The 15552-nt window shown below is 59.0% G+C and carries 18 protein-coding genes and 1 pseudogene; 8 read left to right on the top strand and 11 right to left on the bottom strand.

Features of this window, described 5'->3' with window-relative positions:
- Positions 1-197 precede the first annotated feature (197 nt).
- Complete coding sequence (locus LC334_RS06970) at positions 198-926, bottom strand: hypothetical protein (protein ID WP_085799556.1); 729 nt, start codon at positions 924-926, stop codon at positions 198-200.
- Between the two features lie 113 nt (positions 927-1039).
- Between LC334_RS06970 and LC334_RS06965 the strand changes: the two genes are divergently transcribed.
- The 6 genes from LC334_RS06965 to LC334_RS06940 all read left to right on the top strand — a co-directional run bounded on the left by LC334_RS06965 (position 1040) and on the right by LC334_RS06940 (position 6439).
- Positions 1040-2392 (top strand): cytochrome P450, encoded by a 1353-nt coding sequence (locus LC334_RS06965; protein WP_223412903.1) that lies wholly within the window; start codon positions 1040-1042, stop codon positions 2390-2392.
- Between the two features lie 75 nt (positions 2393-2467).
- On the top strand, positions 2468-2809 hold the full coding sequence (locus LC334_RS06960; protein WP_085799512.1) for a tautomerase family protein: 342 nt from the start codon (positions 2468-2470) through the stop codon (positions 2807-2809).
- An 18-nt stretch (positions 2810-2827) separates the two neighbouring features.
- Positions 2828-3142, top strand: coding sequence for a DUF1244 domain-containing protein (locus LC334_RS06955; RefSeq protein ID WP_085799511.1), 315 nt, complete (start codon positions 2828-2830; stop codon positions 3140-3142).
- A gap of 243 nt (positions 3143-3385) precedes the next feature.
- A complete protein-coding gene (gene nhaC, locus LC334_RS06950) occupies positions 3386-4858 on the top strand; it encodes a Na+/H+ antiporter NhaC (RefSeq protein ID WP_085799510.1) in 1473 nt (490 codons plus the stop codon).
- A 79-nt stretch (positions 4859-4937) separates the two neighbouring features.
- The gene (locus LC334_RS06945) at positions 4938-5969 is read left to right on the top strand and encodes a GlxA family transcriptional regulator (protein ID WP_085799509.1); all 1032 of its coding nucleotides are present in this window, start codon (positions 4938-4940) and stop codon (positions 5967-5969) included.
- A gap of 8 nt (positions 5970-5977) precedes the next feature.
- Positions 5978-6439: a YHS domain-containing (seleno)protein gene (locus tag LC334_RS06940; RefSeq protein WP_085799508.1), complete on the top strand. Its 462-nt coding sequence runs from the start codon at positions 5978-5980 to the stop codon at positions 6437-6439.
- Between the two features lie 3 nt (positions 6440-6442).
- Here LC334_RS06940 and LC334_RS06935 read toward each other — a convergent pair whose 3' ends face one another.
- From LC334_RS06935 to LC334_RS06915, 5 genes and pseudogenes are all read right to left on the bottom strand, one after another.
- Positions 6443-7303, bottom strand: a complete 861-nt coding sequence (locus tag LC334_RS06935) for a D-amino-acid transaminase (RefSeq protein WP_085799507.1) — start codon at positions 7301-7303, stop codon at positions 6443-6445.
- Positions 7304-7348: 45 nt separating this feature from the next.
- Entirely contained in the window at positions 7349-7981 is a 633-nt protein-coding gene (locus LC334_RS06930) for a cysteine hydrolase (protein ID WP_085799506.1), read from the bottom strand.
- A 28-nt stretch (positions 7982-8009) separates the two neighbouring features.
- Positions 8010-8975 carry an N-acetyl-D-Glu racemase DgcA gene (gene dgcA, locus LC334_RS06925; RefSeq protein ID WP_085799505.1) on the bottom strand — a complete coding sequence of 322 codons (966 nt, stop codon included), beginning with the start codon at positions 8973-8975 and terminating at the stop codon, positions 8010-8012.
- 69 nt (positions 8976-9044) lie between these two features.
- Positions 9045-10046: pseudogene (gene dgcN, locus LC334_RS06920) on the bottom strand (N-acetyltransferase DgcN).
- 128 nt (positions 10047-10174) lie between these two features.
- Positions 10175-11416 carry an MFS transporter gene (locus LC334_RS06915; protein WP_085799503.1) on the bottom strand — a complete coding sequence of 414 codons (1242 nt, stop codon included), beginning with the start codon at positions 11414-11416 and terminating at the stop codon, positions 10175-10177.
- A gap of 179 nt (positions 11417-11595) precedes the next feature.
- Here LC334_RS06915 and LC334_RS06910 point away from each other — a divergent pair, with 179 nt between their 5' ends.
- Positions 11596-12552, top strand: coding sequence for an L-malyl-CoA/beta-methylmalyl-CoA lyase (locus LC334_RS06910; RefSeq protein ID WP_085799555.1), 957 nt, complete (start codon positions 11596-11598; stop codon positions 12550-12552).
- A gap of 99 nt (positions 12553-12651) precedes the next feature.
- Here the strand turns inward: LC334_RS06910 and LC334_RS06905 are convergent, their stop codons facing one another.
- The 5 genes from LC334_RS06905 to LC334_RS06885 all read right to left on the bottom strand — a co-directional run bounded on the left by LC334_RS06905 (position 12652) and on the right by LC334_RS06885 (position 15281).
- Entirely contained in the window at positions 12652-13212 is a 561-nt protein-coding gene (locus LC334_RS06905) for a F0F1 ATP synthase subunit B (protein ID WP_085799502.1), read from the bottom strand.
- A 4-nt stretch (positions 13213-13216) separates the two neighbouring features.
- On the bottom strand, positions 13217-13762 hold the full coding sequence (locus tag LC334_RS06900) for a F0F1 ATP synthase subunit B' (RefSeq protein ID WP_085799501.1): 546 nt from the start codon (positions 13760-13762) through the stop codon (positions 13217-13219).
- Between the two features lie 90 nt (positions 13763-13852).
- Complete coding sequence (locus LC334_RS06895) at positions 13853-14089, bottom strand: F0F1 ATP synthase subunit C (protein ID WP_085799500.1); 237 nt, start codon at positions 14087-14089, stop codon at positions 13853-13855.
- A gap of 84 nt (positions 14090-14173) precedes the next feature.
- Positions 14174-14947, bottom strand: a complete 774-nt coding sequence (locus tag LC334_RS06890) for a F0F1 ATP synthase subunit A (RefSeq protein ID WP_085799499.1) — start codon at positions 14945-14947, stop codon at positions 14174-14176.
- Complete coding sequence (locus LC334_RS06885) at positions 14937-15281, bottom strand: AtpZ/AtpI family protein (RefSeq protein WP_085799498.1); 345 nt, start codon at positions 15279-15281, stop codon at positions 14937-14939. The genes LC334_RS06890 and LC334_RS06885 overlap by 11 nt, the downstream gene beginning before the upstream one ends.
- Positions 15282-15331: 50 nt before the next feature.
- Between LC334_RS06885 and LC334_RS06880 the strand changes: the two genes are divergently transcribed.
- Positions 15332-15481, top strand: coding sequence for a hypothetical protein (locus LC334_RS06880; protein WP_176237642.1), 150 nt, complete (start codon positions 15332-15334; stop codon positions 15479-15481).
- Positions 15482-15552 lie beyond the last annotated feature (71 nt).

The following is a 15552-nucleotide window of genomic DNA, read 5'->3' as shown; positions in this document are numbered from 1 at the left end:
GTCTTACCGTGGTCAACGTGACCAATCGTACCGATGTTAACATGCGGTTTAGAACGATCAAACTTTTCCTTTGCCATATCTCAGGGCGCCTTGTCTGTTGGGGGGCCCTTCGGGCCCGATTGTCATCTTCGCGCGCCGTTTATTGTCTCGCGCACGGAAAATCAAGCGTTACATGCCAAAACCATGGTTCCCGCCGGCTATTCTAACGCGGCCGCGTCCGGCTCTTCAATCGCGGCTGCGGTATCGGCTGGCGCATCGCCGGCCTCGGCAGCCGCGCTCTCATCATTGTCCAACAGGTCGTCACTTTCCGGCGCCGCGGCACCTTCTGCTTGATCGCCGTCAATCCGGCTGCCCAGAATAGTTAGTTTTTCTTTCGCGGGACGGCCATCTGACTCAAACCAGCCAAATTCGTTGTTCTGCTTGACCAGCCAGCTTTCGATCTGCTTTGCAGCGTTGCGCGTCAGGTTGTGCATCTGCTTTTTCTTGGACTGGGTCAGACCCGAACCCAGGATCGTAGGACCTGAAAGGCTTTCGACCACGGTGATCAATTCAGGTTTTTCATTGAGCTTGCTCTGGGTTGAATCATCCCACGCAGTGACGTTCAGGATCAGCGCGGATTTCGGAGAGGCCACGATCGGAACACCTGGGATCGCCAGGACATATCCTTCGACGCTGATACCAAGGTGATAGAGGTTCTCTCCATCGTAGCGCCCGAACCGCTCATCGACAGCTGCCTTCATCTCGTCGATCCACTCTTCTTTGGTAGCTTCCCGGGACGCTGGACCTTTTGTCAGATTAGGCGCTACGACCACGTTGTGGCCCAGATCAAAATTACCCAGATAGGCAGGCGCTTCTTCCAGGTCATCTGGGTTGGTGCAGGCGCTCACTATCAGCGCAGCCAAAATCATCATCCAATAGCGAAACATCAGCATCCCCCGGTTTTTTTACATATCGGATAGCGCAGCACGCCTGTCAGCGCAATGATTTGCCCGTTTGCCCTGCCCCACCTATATCTGGCATAGCAATGGAAGGCACGCCGATGACAGCCGCGCATATCCCCGTTCACGTTCCCCTGGTGACCAAGCCTATGGGCATCTGGCAAAGCCTGCAGGCCGCCCGCCGCAACCTGCTGAGCATCATCCCGGCCATCGCCACCAAGCAGCCCATGGTTTCTGGCCGGACGGGCAAACGCTGGCATATGGTCATGGATCCCGGCGCGATCCGGCAGATGCTTCTGGAAAACCTGGATAACTACCCGAAATCCGTTGTGACCAAGAATCTGCTGCGCCCGGCCATCGGTGATAGCCTCTTTATCGCTGAGGGCGCGCATTGGCGATGGCAAAGACGCACCGCCGCGCCGGTGTTCTCGCATCGCAACGTGCAGAACCTTGCCCCGATCATGGCTGAGGCTGCCGAGCGGAGTTGCGACAGGATCGCGGCTGCTGGTCCGCGTGCCGTCGACATGGCCGAAGATATGGTACGCACCACCTTCGACGTGATCAGCGAGGTCACCTTCTCGGGCGATGGCACATTCGACGGGCAGGCGGTGCACCGGTCCATCGACGCCTATATCGCCGAGGCGGGCAAGATCTCGCTTTTTGACATTCTGGGTTTTCCCGACTGGGTGCCACGCCCGGGGCGGATGATGACCGGCAAGGCCACGGCGCAGATGAAACAGGTAGCTGACGAGGCGGTGGAGGCGCGCCGCGAGCGCGGTGCCAAAGGCGTGCCCGACCTGCTTGATCTGCTGCTGGCCGGGGAAGACCCTGAAACCAAGCGCCAGATGAACACGGCGGAATTGCGCGACAATCTGCTGACCTTCATCGTCGCCGGTCACGAGACAACCGCCCTGACCCTGGCCTGGTCGCTTTACCTGTGTGCCTTCGATCAGCAGGTTCAGGACCGCGCCCGCGTCGAGGCACAATCGGTTCTGAAGGACCGCAGCGCGACCGGCGAGGATGTCGCCAACCTGCCGTTCATCCGGATGATCGCAGATGAAGCATTACGGCTTTACCCACCTGCCGCGATGATCTCGCGCACGGCACAGGCCGACGATACGCTCTGCGGGCGCGACGTGCGGGCGGGCGATACGGTGATCATTCCGATCTATGCGCTGCATCGCAACGAGCTTTTGTGGGAGGATGCCAACGCCTTCCGGCCCGAACGCTTTGCCGACCGCAAATCCATCGAACGCTATGCCTATCTGCCCTTCGGCGACGGGCCGCGCATCTGCATCGGCGCAAGTTTCGCCCTTCAGGAAGCGGTTATCATTCTGGCGACCCTACTGTCGCGTTTCCGCTTCACCCCGGTCGAGGGGCGTGATCCCGATCCGGTGATGATCCTGACATTACGCCCCGAAGGTGGAGTCTGGCTGCAGGCAGACCCGGTCTGAGTGCTACATACGTCAATATCAGGTTGCACCGCATCCGTATTCGCGCCTTTATCCTCAAAACCATAGAGGTGCCTCGTGCCGCATATCGTTATCGAACATTCCAAAGGGCTGGAAAACAGCCACGACCTTCAGGCATTGTGCGATCGGTTGTGGGATGTCTTTGCAGCCCATGCGTCGATCAAGGGGCCGGAGACCGTGCGGGTGCGGACCATCGCCACCACCGCGTCACGCATCGGGGTAGAGCCGCAGACATTTGCCCATGCGACGCTTCTGCTTTTGCCGGGGCGCGATGAGGCCACGCGCGGGGATCTGGCAAAGATCACGCTGGCAGCGCTGGAAGAGGCGTTGCCGGATGTCGGTAGTCTGACCGTGCGCCTGTCGGACTTGAACCCGCCCTACCTCAAGCGCATGTTGTAGGTCAAAAGGAGAAACCCGATGGATGACCAGACCCGGATCGAACTCGAAGCCGCCGCTTTCCGGATGTTGCGCGAACATCTGATGGAAAAGCGCACCGATGTACAGAATATCGACATGATGAACCTGGCCGGGTTTTGCCGCAACTGCCTGAGCCGCTGGTATCAGGAGGCCGCCAACGCGCGCGGCATCGAGATGGACAAGACCGAGGCGCGCGAGATTTTCTACGGCATGACGATGGACGAGTGGAAAGCCAAGTATCAGACTGATGCCGACCCCGATAAACAGGCCGCTTTTGAAAAAAGTTTTGCGGAAAACGTCGGCCCGAAATCCTGACCGGGGGCACGATCACCGCGCCTGCCCGACCCACTTCGACTAGATGTCCAACCGGACCGATACACCGCCGGCAGCCGGTTAGTGCGTTATAGCGCTAAGATGACGCTGATCTACCGCGATCCAGGCAGGAATGTCGCGAATCTGGTGGATTGAGGCGCGCTGACGGCGCGCAGGGCGCCGTAAAAGCTGCGAAAAACGTCGTCGTTGCAACAACCCTAAAATGAAACAAACGAGGAGACGGCTATGACCGTTGACAATGGAGCTATATCCAAACCGGGGTTGGGGCTGGCGCTTGTGCCCATCGTTCTGACCCTGCTGGTGTTGGGCATTCAGCTATTCTACTTTGGTGATTTCACACCACATATTCCGCTGGTCTTCGGGATCGCCATCACCGGCATTGTGGGCCTCATATTGGGCCACAAATGGCCCAATATCGAAGAAGGCGTGTTTCACGTTATAAATATTTCGCTGCCATCGGTATCTATCCTGATCACGGTTGGCATGATCATCGGTGTCTGGATCGCCAGTGGAACGGTACCGACACTGATCTATTACGGCCTTAAAGTGCTCTCGCCCGAAATCTTTCTTGCCGCTGGCATGATCTTGTGTTCGATCGTCTCGGTCTCATTGGGAACAAGCTGGGGCACCACGGGTACGGTCGGCCTGGCGCTCATGGGCATCGGCGCGGGCTTTGGTATTCCGATGTACTGGACGGCGGGTGCTGTCGTGTCGGGTGCGTTTTTCGGCGACAAGATCTCGCCCCTATCAGACACGACCAATCTGGCACCAGCGGTGACCGGCACCAACCTTTTTGACCACATCCGCAACATGCTACCCACGACCGTACCGGCGATGCTGATCGCTTTGGGAATCTATTTCGTCGTAGGTTTCACCCTGATTGATACGTCGCAAACCTCGTTTGAGCGTATCGAAGTGATCACCACGGCGCTGAACGAGGCGTTCTGGATCTCACCAATCATGCTATTACCTGCGGCACTGGTCATCGTGTTGGCGATCATGAAACAGCCGCCGATCCCATCCCTGTTTGCAGGTGCCGTCGTCGGCGGCCTGATGGCGATCTTCTGCCAGGGCGCGGGCCTGCATGAAACCTTCACTTTTGCCAATAGTGGCTACTCTATCGACACCGGAGTTGCCGAAATCGACCCGCTGCTGAACCGCGGCGGCATTCAGTCGATGATGTGGACCATCTCACTGGTGTTGCTGGCGCTTGGTTTTGGTGGCGCCCTTGAGCGGGTTGGTTGTCTGGAAGCGATCATCGCGGTGATCATCAGCAAAGTAAAAACCTTCGCCGGTATCCAGACCTCAGCCATCCTGACGTCGGTTGCGACTAACACGGTTGCGGGTGACCCGTATCTGTCGATCGCGCTGCCGGGCAGGATGTATGTGCCGGTCTATCGCGGGATGGGCTATTCGCCACTGAACCTCAGCCGTGCCATCGAGGAAGGCGGAACACTGGTATCGCCGCTTATTCCCTGGAACGCTGGTGGTGCCTTCGTGATCACCGCACTTGGACTGGGCATTGCCGATGGTAATTTCGAGAACCTGCTCTACATCCCGCTGGCCTTTGCTTGCTGGTTATCGCCGGTGATCGGCATTTTCTACGCCATGACCGGCCTTTTCTCGCCCAAGGCGAGCGAAGATGAAATCCGGTCGTGGACGGACAGCGATGAGCCTGTTGCCAAACTGGTAAGCTGATCGCGTGGGCGCCAGGGTACCTCTCAGCCCTGGCGCTTGCTAACTTCATTATCTTCTCCAAAACCGCTAGGATCATCAGATGACCGAACGTAGTTTTGTTCCAAAAGGTGCGGCCAATTTCCGGGTGGATTATGACGGCCCGCCCAGGGATTTCTATTTCCTGCTGTTACCGAAACTGACGATGCTGGCCTTCAGTTCTGCGGTCGAGCCGCTACGCGTGGCCAACCAGGTCACCAACCGCGAACTCTATCGCTGGTTCGTGATGACCGAAGATGGCAATCCCGTGCGCTGCTCAAACGGCATCATGATCACGCCGGATACTGCACTCAAGAACCTGCCGAAATCGGCGACGGCCTTCGTCTGCTCGGGCATCGAACCGGTGGATAGTACCAGCCCGCGGATCACCGCATGGCTGAGCCGTCAGCGCGCCTTCGGCTGTCAGGCGGGCGGCATCTGCACAGGAGCATTCGCGCTGGCGCAGGCCGGATTGCTGGAAGACCGGGTATTCACCTTGCATTGGGAAAACCGGCCCGCTTTCGTCGAAAGCTTCATCGGGCTGGAGCCCACCGGCAATCTCTATGAGGACGACGGCGGCCTGATGACCTGTGGCGGCGGCAGCGCCGCGACGGACATGATGCTGGCGATGATCGAAAAGGACCATGGCAAGGATCTGGCGGTCGTGGTGGCCGATATGTGTATTCACTTCCGCTCGGACAGCCGCAAGTCCCTGCAAAAATCAGCCTATTCCGTCGCCCTCAGCAGCCGTAACCAGCATCTGATCACCGCGATGCAATTCATCAACGAAAACCTCGAAAACCCGGTCGAAATAGACGATGTCGCGGCTCAGGCCGATATCTCGCGGCGTCAACTGGAACGATTGTTCAAGAAATACGTGGGCGTAAGCCCGGCGCAGTTCTACATTGATCAACGGATTTCGCGGGCACATGCGCTGCTGAACGAAACCGCACTGTCGGTCAACGAGATCGCGGTGGCGACCGGTTTCAGCAGCAGTTCGCAATTGTCGTTGCGGTTCCGAAAGCGTTTTGGCAAGTCGCCGGGGGCGTTCCGCAAAAGCTGGGCTGAACAGACAGACCAGACCGAAGGGGGCTGACTAGCGCAATGATGATGCTTCGTCTGATCGCAATCATCCCGGCGCTGATCCTTGCGCTGGCATCCATTGCCCGGGCAGAACCGGCGCCCGATATCAACCTTGGCTATTTCAATAAGCTGGCAATGAATGGCTATGACGTCATGACCTATTGGAATGACGGCGATCCCAAAAAAGGTGATCCGGACATTCAGGCCGCGTACAAAGGCGCAACTTGGGTTTTCATCTCGGATGAGAACCGCGCAGCCTTTATGGCCGATCCTGCGCATTTCGCGCCGCAATATGGCGGCTATTGCGCCTACGCCGCTAGTCAGAATGCGGTCGCCGATGTTGACCCGTTCGCTTGGCGCATCTGGAACGACAAGCTATACCTCAACTACAGCCCAAAGGTCCGACGAGAATGGGCCAGTGACATTGATGACAACATCAGCAAGGCAGAGGGGTTTTGGCCCGCCTTGCTGGAAAACCAGTAAGGCTCAAATCGCAGTTTTCAGGCTTTCGTCCAGGTAGATTTCGCGCAGGCGTTTGGCGATCGGGCCGGGGGTGCCGTCGCCCATTTGCACGCCATCGATTTCCACTACCGGCATGACAAAGGCGCTGGCCGAGGTGGTAAATGCCTCATCCGCCTCTTTCGCCTCGTCGATGGTAAAGCTGCGCTCTTCCACAACCATCTGGGCCTCTTTGGCAAAGCGCAGCACGGCGGCCCGGGTAATACCGTGCAGGATGTCATTGGAAAGCTGGCGGGTGATGATCTTGCCGCCCTTGACGATATAGGCGTTGTTGGAGGTGCCCTCGGTCACCTTGCCATCCTCGACCATCCAGGCATCATCGCAGCCCGCCGCCTTGGCCATCATCTTGCCCATTGACGGGTAAAGCAGCTGCACCGTCTTGATGTCGCGGCGGCCCCAGCGGATATCCTCGATCGAGATGATCTTGTTGCCCTTCTTCGACGCCTCGGAATGGGCGAGGCCGGGCTTGTTCTGGGTAAAGAGAACGACGGTCGGCTTGGTATCGGCTGACGGAAAGGCGAAATCGCGGTCGCCATCGCTGCCCCGGGTCACCTGCAGATAGATCAGCCCCTCGTCGATCCCGTTGACGCGCACCAGCTCGCGGTGGATATCCAGCAGGTTGTCGAAATCAGCAGGCTTTTGCATGTCGAGCTCGTTCAGCGAGCGCTCCAGCCGTTTCAGGTGGCCGGCGAAATCAATCAGCTTGCCGCCCAGCACGCTGGTCACCTCGTAGACGCCATCGGCCATCAGGAAACCCCGATCGAAGATCGAAACGGTCGCCTCGGTCTCAGGCAGGTATTCTCCATTCACGTAAACGGTGCGGGTCATCGGTGTCGTCCTCTTGTTCAGCCCCGGCGGCCGGGGCGGGTCAAATCAGTTTTGCGCGGCATAGGCCGTCATGGCATCCAGGGTCTCGTCCAATCCACGCAGGGCGCCGGTCTGGAGATATTCCATCGCTTTCAATGCCGCTTTATGCGCGCCCGTCGAGGAGCCTGCAACGCAGTCTTCGATCACGCGGCAGAAATAATCGTGCTGGTGGCCATCAACGAAGGTGTAGTGCACGCAAACATCCGTCAGACCGCCGCAGAGCAGGAGCGTTTTGGCTTTGAGGCCTTTCAGCAGGATTTCCAGATCGGTGCCGAAGAAGGCCGAGTAGCGGCGTTTGGGGATGATGTAATCAGTCTTGAGGATGCCCATTTCCTCGACCGCCAGCGCAGTGTTCGGATGATCTTCGAGACAGTGGATATCCTCGGCGCCGTCCAGTTCACGACCGAAATCAATCAGATCTGGGCGGTGAACCTCCTGGATAAAAATGACGGGGATATCGCAGGCGCGGGCGCGGTCGATGGCATCGCGCGCCCGCAGCATCCGGTCGCGGTAGCCGGGCATGTTGTCGATGGCGCGCTCGGCGCTGTCGTCCCGGAATGTGCTGGCCTGGATGTCGATCACCACCAGCACGGGGCGGCCTTCGATCAGCGCTCGCGGTTGGTTCGTCCTGTTTGCCATCTCAAGCCTCAAGCCTTGGGTAAGAGCGTCAGCCCCAGAGTGCCGCCGTGGGCGGGTGCACGCCAGCCTTGTCGAACACAAGCGGGGTGTCGCGGTCTTCGGCCAGAAGCAGCGGGCCGTCAAGGTCGGTGACCATCGCGCCCTGGGCCACCAGCGTGGCGGGTGCCATGGCCAAGGACGAGCCGACCATGCAGCCGACCATCACCTTGTACCCATCGGCCAGTGCCGCGTCGCGCAGTTCCAGCGCCTCGGTCAGGCCGCCGGTCTTGTCGAGCTTGATGTTCACCACATCGTATTTGCCCTTGAGTTTGGGCAGGCTGGTCCGGTCATGGCAACTTTCGTCGGCACAGACCGGCACCGGGCGGTCCATACCAATGAGCGCGTCGTCATCCGCTGCCGGAAGGGGTTGTTCCACCAGATCGACACCAAGCCGCACCAGGTGCGGCGCCAGATCGGCGTAGACCTGCGCCGACCATCCTTCGTTGGCATCGACGATGATCCGGGCCTCCGGCGCCCCGGCGCGCACGGCTTCAAGCCGGGGCATGTCATCGGGCGTGCCCAGCTTGATCTTCAAAAGCGGACGAAACGCGTGTTTGGCCGCCTGTTCCTGCATTTTGGCAGGGGTCTCCAGCGACAACGTATAGGCGGTGATCTCGGGCGTTGGCGCTGGCAGGTCCGCCAGTTTCCACACCCGCTTGCCCGCACGTTTCGCCTCAAGATCCCATAGCGCGCAATCAACCGCGTTCCGCGCGGCCCCCGCTGGCAGCAGATCATAGAGCGCTGCGCGGGTAATGCCCTCCGGCAGGCCTTCGATCTGGGCGGTCACGCTGTCCAGTGTCTCATCATAGCGCGCGTAGGGCACGCATTCGCCCCAGCCCTCGTGATCGCCGTCGTTCAGGCGCACGGTCAGCACGTTGGCTTCGGTCCGCGAACCGCGCGAAATGGTGAAGACCTGCGCCAGCTTGAACGTGTCGCGCGTTACCGAGATATGCACCGGTCTGCCCCTTCTCGTCTTTCTAAAATAGTCAAGCGCGGTGACCGGTCCGGGCCACCGCGGTGCAGGTTACAGCGCCGCGAGCGCATCCACCAGCTTGCCCGATCCGAAACGGTAGGGGTCGGCGGCGGGCAGGCCCATGCGCCCCTCGACCTCGGCCAGATAGGCGCGGGCGTCGCCTTCGGACAGGTGCTGGGTGTTGACCGAGATCCCGACAACCTGACAGGTCGGGTTGGCGATCTGTGCAAGCGGCAGCGCAGTGTCGCGCAGCTTTTCCAGCGATTGCAGCTTGTAGCCCGGCAAGCCGCGCATGTGCTCGCGGGTGGGCTCATGGCAGAGGATCAACGCGTCCGGCTGACCGCCGTGAATTAGCGCCATGGTCACCCCGGAATACGAGACGTGAAAGAGGCTGCCTTGCCCCTCGATCATGTCCCAATGATCGGCGTCATTGTCAGGCGTCAGGTACTCGACCGAGCCGGCCATGAAATCGGCGATCACCGCATCCAGCGGCACGCCGTGGCCGGTGATCAGGATGCCGGTCTGGCCGGTGGCACGGAACGTGGCCTTCATGCCGCGGGCATGCATGTCACGCTCCATCGCCATCGCCGTATACATCTTGCCGACGGAACAATCGGTGCCCACTGCAAGGCAGCGTTTGCCGGTGCGTTTGACGCCATTAGCGATCGGGTAGCCGACGGTGGGCACGCGAACGTCGTGCAGGGTGCCGCCATGGGTCTGGGCGGCGGCGACCAGATCGCCCTAGTCGCGCAGCAGATTATGCAGGCCCGAGGCCAGATCATAACCCATTTCCAGCGCCTTGATCAGAACTTCTTTCCACGCAGCTGAAATCACCCCGCCACGGTTGGCGACGCCGATCACCAGTGTCTTGGCGCCGGCTTCCTTGGCCTCGGCCAAGCTTAACTCGGTCAGGCCCAAATCGGCGCCGCAACCGGGCAGGCGGATCTGGCCGATGGCATTTTCCGGGCGCCAGTCGCGGATGCCAATGGCCACCTTCGCGGCAAGCATGTCGGGCGCATCGCCCAGAAACAGAAGATACGGTGTCTCGATCATGGTAAGTCCCCCGGCGGAATCAATTTCGGCGTAGTTTCCGACAATTCCCGTGCGAGTTTCTGTTGAAATCACTCATTGATCAAGTTTTGACGGGAGTTAATTCGGCAAAATATACATTTCGCGCATGATTATTCCCTTTCAGCCTCATCTGACGCGGCAATCACCTCTGCCTGCAAAAGACCTGGCTGCGCGGCGCCCAGAATGCCGGTTGCCAGAACCTCGCCGGTCTCCTCTGGTGCTTCGCGGCTGACCCGGCGGGCAACAGCTATCACGATAACACCAACACTGATGACCGCGACCAGCAATTGGAGCCCCCGGCCATCACCCATTGCGGTGACGTTTGGGCCCAGTAACATCCCGAAGACCTGTCCGAACTGCAGCAGGAAAACCATTGTTCCGCTGGCGGCAATGACCTGGCTGGGTTTCAGTTGATCATTGGCGTGGGCGGCGAGGATCGAATAGACCGGCAATGTCATCGCCGCAATCACCGCAAAACCGATGATGATCCGCGACGGGGATGTATCGACTGCCATCCAGACGGCAGCCAGTATCGCCACAAAACAAAGTCCGATCACCACGTAGCGCCGGTCGATATTGTCCGAAATCCAACCGACCGGATATTGCACAACCCCGGCGGCGATCATCGCGACAACCAGCGCGCCTGACGCCTGTGCCTCGGTAAAGCCTTTCTGTAGCCCATAGAGCGGTAGCGCAATGAACCAGGCCGAGACCGCGATACTCATCAGGACAATCCCCATGACCGCCATCGGGGAGACACGATAGAGCTTGGTCACACTCATCCTGTCGGGGGCAGAAAAGTCAGGCGCACGAATGCCCGAAAGCAACAATGGAACGATCGCCAGAGAGATCAGGATCGAAACGATCCCGAACATCAGGTTGCCGCTAGGATCGGGAAAACCGACCATCGCCGTGCCCGCGGCTGGCCCGAGGGTCTGAATGATGAAATAGACCGATAACACCTGCGCTCGGATACGATTTTCTGATTTGGCGTTAAGCCAGCTTTCCGTAACCACATAGAGCCCGGGAAAACAGATACCGGCCATAAACCGCATGGCGCTCCAACTGATCGGATCACTGGTCAGCAAGTGAATGATTGCCGCAATGGAAACCAGCGAGGCCAGCGCCGAAAACACCCGGATATGACCGACCTTTTCGATCAGGTGCGGCACGGTAATCGTGCCGATCAGGGCGCCAAGCGGATAACAGGCCTGCATGATCGAAATGGTCAGCGGCGTGAACCCAAGCCCCGCGCCTCGGATCGACAGCAGCGTGACCAATAGCCCGTTGGCGATCATCAGCATCAGCATGCCCAGGAAAAGGGCCCAGTTTTCCATGATTGCGCGCTGCATGTGCTCTCCTGTCTTTAACGAAGCGTTACAGGTGCCGCATGAGCCATCGCCCTTGTTTGCGACAGAGGAGTCGCATCCAGGCGATGATGTCGCAGGAAATCGCCTTGCAGGCAGCCGCGCAATTTAATACCGGTTGCACGAAATCAAACGCAATTTGGTTACCGAAGGGACCGACCTCCATGAGCTTTCGCCTGCAACCTCCCGCCCCTGCCCGCCCGAACCGGTGTCAACTGTTCGGCCCAGGCTCGAACGCGAAACTGTTTGAGAAAATGGCGGGCTCAGCGGCGGATGTGATCAATATCGACCTGGAAGATTCGGTCGCCCCCACCGACAAGGATCTGGCACGGGCGCAGACGATCGAGGCAATCAACTCGGTCGATTGGGGCAACAAGTACCTCAGCGTACGGATCAACGGGCTGGATACCGGCTGGTGGTACAAGGATGTTGTCGATCTGCTGGAACAAGCAGGTGACCGGCTGGATCAGATCATGATCCCGAAAGCAGGATGCGCAGCCGATATCTATGCGGTTGATGCGCTTGTTACATCGTTGGAAACCGCGAAGGGTCGTCAAAAGAAGATCAGCTTTGAAGCGATCATCGAAACCTCGGCAGGCATCTGCCATGTCGAAGAGATCGCCGCCGCCAGTCCGCGCATGCAGGCGCTGAGCCTTGGCGCTGCGGATTTCGCCGCATCGATGGGCATGGCCACAACCGGTATCGGGGGCACACAGGCGAACTATTACATGCTACATGAGGGCAACAGCTATTGGCCCGATCCGTGGCACTGGGCAACGGCCAAGATCGTGGCAGCCTGCCGGACACACGGACTGTTGCCGGTCGACGGGCCGTTTGGTGATTTCGGCGATGATGACGGCTTCCGCGCACAGGCGCGCCGGGTCGCGACGCTGGGCATGGTCGGTAAATGGGCAATCCACCCCAAGCAGATCGCCCTCGCCAACGAGGTTTTCACCCCCTCCGACGAAGCTGTCCAGGAAGCGCGCGAAATCCTTGAGGCGATGGAAAACGCCAAGGCCAATGGCGAAGGCGCGACCGTCTACAAGGGTCGCCTCGTGGATATCGCCTCGATCAAGCAGGCAGAAGTGATCGTGAAACAAGCCGAGATGATCGCAGGCTGACCGGCAACGACCGATCACAACTAGTTGGCACTAAAACGAAATAACCCCGGGCATCTCAGCCCGGGGTTATTTCGTAGGATGTGAACCCCACGCGTGTGGTCAGTGCAGCTTGGCGTCCACGTCTTCGATGGCACTTTCGATCAGCTTGTTGGCATCGGCGGCAGTCATCTGCTTGGCGATGACATCCTTTGCGGCACCAATCGCGATCATGACCGCGCGATCCTTCACCTCTTTCATGGCGGAGGCCTGAGCCGAGGCGATCTGTTCGTCAGCGGCAGCCAGACGGCGCGCGATCGAGGTCTTCAGATCTTCCTTGGCCTGCTCCGCCGCAACCTTCGCCTCTTCGCGGGCGTGAGCAACAATACGGTCGGCCTGATCCTGCACCTCTTTGTGCTTACGCTCATATCCAGCAAGCAGTGTCTGGGCCTCTTCACGCAGGGCACGGGCCTCATCCAGTTCGGATTTGATACCCTCGGCGCGCTTGTCCAGCATACCACCCAGAAGCGACGGCACTTTAAGATAGACCAGTACGGCGACAAACAGCAGAAAGGACACCAGCACCACGAAATTGGTGTTGCTCAGTGACAGGAACGGACCCGAAGCCGCCAGCGCCGGGCTGGCAGTGGTCAGAGCAATAAGAGTTGCAATAGTTGTGCGCATATCCCTACCCCTTCATCCGTGCAGTGACCGCTGCGGTCACGCTTTTCGCGTCAGCTTTACCACCCATCATGGAAACGACTTCCTTGGCGGTGTCCTTGGCGACAACCTTGACGCTATCCAGCGCGGAGGCGCGGATCTCGGCAATGGCTTTTTCGCTTTCGGCGGATTTCGCAGCAATCTCGGCATCGGCCTTGGCGATCGCCTCGTCCAGCTCGCCCTGAATGTCGGCCTTGGCCTGGGCGACAATATTCTGTGCCTCGGCACGGGCATCGGCCAACGCCTTGTTATAGGCTTCTTCGGCCTCGACGGCCTTGGCCTTCAGGTCTTCGGCAGCCGCAAGATCGTTTGTAATCGACCCCTGACGCTCTGCCAGGATCGACGCAATGCGCGGCAGGGCAATGCGCGACAGGACAAAGAAGATCACGACCAGCGTGACCAGAAGCCAGAAGATCTGGTTGCCAAACCACTCGCCGCATAGCTGCGGCATGCCAATGGCGCCGCCGAACGAGTCGACGCATGCGCTGGCTGTATCGTGCGTTTCAGTTGCCATGTCGTCGTCCTTTCTTAGGGAAACTTACCGTTTACACCGGGGGACGGGTCAACCCCGCCGCCCCGGCCGTAAGGATCAGGTTCCGTAAGCTTAGACGGCGAACATCAGCAGAAGTGCAACGAGGAACGAGAAGATCCCCAGCGCTTCCGAGAACGCGATACCGATGAACATGGTTGCAGTCTGGCCACCGGCTGCCGAAGGGTTGCGCAGGGCGCCCGACAGGAAGTTACCAACAACGTGGCCCACACCAACAGCAGCACCGCCCATACCTGTACAGGCCAGACCAGCACCGATGTATGCACCCATTTGTACGACGTCACCTTCCATTTGATTTCTCCTTACGATGGAATTGAGTTGTTCTTGTTGTTCGGGTGGCGCGCAATCTTGCGCACCAGTCGTTTCATTTCGTCCCTAGTGGTGGGGATGCAGGGCATCCTTCAGATACACGCAGGTCAGGATCGTGAAGACATAGGCCTGAATGAAGGCCACCAGCACTTCGAGAGCATAGATCGCGGTGATTGCGATGATGCTGAGCGGCGTGACCAGAATGCCGATCCAGCCAATCAGGATCATCGGCGCGAAGGCCGCGAAAACCTTGATCACCGCGTGGCCGGCCATCATGTTACCAGCCAGACGGATGGAGTGGCTGACCGGACGCACGAAATAAGAGATCACCTCGATCAGTGCCAGGATGGGCCGCAAGGGGAGCGGCGCAGCGCTGATCCAGAAAAGGCTCAGGAACCCCATACCGTTCTTGACGAAACCCAGGATGGTCACGGCAAGGAATACCGCCATCGCCATAACCGCTGTCACGGCGATGTGGCTGGTGGTGGTGAAGGCGCCAGGCAAAAGGCCCAGGAAATTCGAGAAGACGATGAAGATAAACAGCGTCATGATATAGGGGAAATAGGGCAACGCTTCTTTGCTCGCGACGTCCTCAACCATCTTGCGGATGAAGCCATAGCACAGCTCGGCGATCGACTGGATGCGGCTTGGAACAACCGAGCGGCCCGAGGTCCCCAGCACCAGAAGTGCCACGATGCACAGAACGGTAATCGCCATCCAAAGCGTCACATTGGTAACGGTGAAAAGACCGACCGCGCCGTCACCAAACAGCGGCTTGACGATGAACTGATCCATCGGGTGGAAAACCAGCTCTGTGCCTTTTTCCGATTCAGTCGCCATCTTTTTCCCTCTCGTCAGCACCCTCGTCGGGTGTCGTCACTGTCTTCTGCTGGATTTCCTGTGCGCTGCGCATCATCGTCTTGATGCCCGCAGCGAGACCCAGCAATGTAAAAATCACGAGGAAGATCGGGAGCGTCCCGAACAGGCTGTCCAGCCCGTACCCCATGCCGAAGCCGATCAACAGACCGACCACAAGTTCGATCACCATGCGCCAGGCCAGATGGGCCTGGGAATAGTGCGTTTCCTGATGGGGCTTCGGCGCATCCTTCGCCTTCAGCGCGTCGATCCTGGCCTCAAGCTGCGCCAAACGCTCGCTTTGGTCCGGCTCTGTCACGCGGATTTACCCCCTGGAAACGGTTGCCCTTTGCTATGCGGGAGGATGCAATGAGTCAAGCAGGCGTGAGAAACGCGATTTATGCATTTAAATTACTGATAATAAACAATAATATTGGAACGTGCGCTTGCATGAAAATGGCCTCTGAGCGCGCCAGCGGTCGTTTTGGCCGCAAATACGATATTCAACCATTTGGTTGATCTTTCTTATCGCGAGACAGGGCGTTGCTGTCCGGTTCGTGCCCCCGATAATATTTTGTGGACAGGTGGCA

Source organism: Roseovarius aestuarii (assembly GCF_019966515.1).
Classification (GTDB): domain Bacteria; phylum Pseudomonadota; class Alphaproteobacteria; order Rhodobacterales; family Rhodobacteraceae; genus Roseovarius; species Roseovarius aestuarii.
This window is presented reverse-complemented; position numbering and strand designations above follow the sequence as displayed.

Coding starts and splice junctions, on each gene's coding strand:
- LC334_RS06910 (WP_085799555.1), top strand. CDS start 11,596: ATGAGCTTTCGCCTGCAACCTCCCGCCCCTGCCCGCCCGAACCGGTGT.
- LC334_RS06895 (WP_085799500.1), bottom strand. CDS start 14,089: ATGGAAGGTGACGTCGTACAAATGGGTGCATACATCGGTGCTGGTCTG.
- LC334_RS06905 (WP_085799502.1), bottom strand. CDS start 13,212: ATGCGCACAACTATTGCAACTCTTATTGCTCTGACCACTGCCAGCCCG.
- LC334_RS06940 (WP_085799508.1), top strand. CDS start 5,978: ATGATGATGCTTCGTCTGATCGCAATCATCCCGGCGCTGATCCTTGCG.
- LC334_RS06955 (WP_085799511.1), top strand. CDS start 2,828: ATGGATGACCAGACCCGGATCGAACTCGAAGCCGCCGCTTTCCGGATG.
- LC334_RS06890 (WP_085799499.1), bottom strand. CDS start 14,947: ATGGCGACTGAATCGGAAAAAGGCACAGAGCTGGTTTTCCACCCGATG.
- LC334_RS06930 (WP_085799506.1), bottom strand. CDS start 7,981: ATGGCAAACAGGACGAACCAACCGCGAGCGCTGATCGAAGGCCGCCCC.
- LC334_RS06880 (WP_176237642.1), top strand. CDS start 15,332: ATGAGTCAAGCAGGCGTGAGAAACGCGATTTATGCATTTAAATTACTG.
- LC334_RS06935 (WP_085799507.1), bottom strand. CDS start 7,303: ATGACCCGCACCGTTTACGTGAATGGAGAATACCTGCCTGAGACCGAG.
- nhaC (WP_085799510.1), top strand. CDS start 3,386: ATGACCGTTGACAATGGAGCTATATCCAAACCGGGGTTGGGGCTGGCG.
- LC334_RS06945 (WP_085799509.1), top strand. CDS start 4,938: ATGACCGAACGTAGTTTTGTTCCAAAAGGTGCGGCCAATTTCCGGGTG.
- LC334_RS06965 (WP_223412903.1), top strand. CDS start 1,040: ATGACAGCCGCGCATATCCCCGTTCACGTTCCCCTGGTGACCAAGCCT.
- LC334_RS06915 (WP_085799503.1), bottom strand. CDS start 11,416: ATGCAGCGCGCAATCATGGAAAACTGGGCCCTTTTCCTGGGCATGCTG.
- LC334_RS06970 (WP_085799556.1), bottom strand. CDS start 926: ATGTTTCGCTATTGGATGATGATTTTGGCTGCGCTGATAGTGAGCGCC.
- LC334_RS06900 (WP_085799501.1), bottom strand. CDS start 13,762: ATGGCAACTGAAACGCACGATACAGCCAGCGCATGCGTCGACTCGTTC.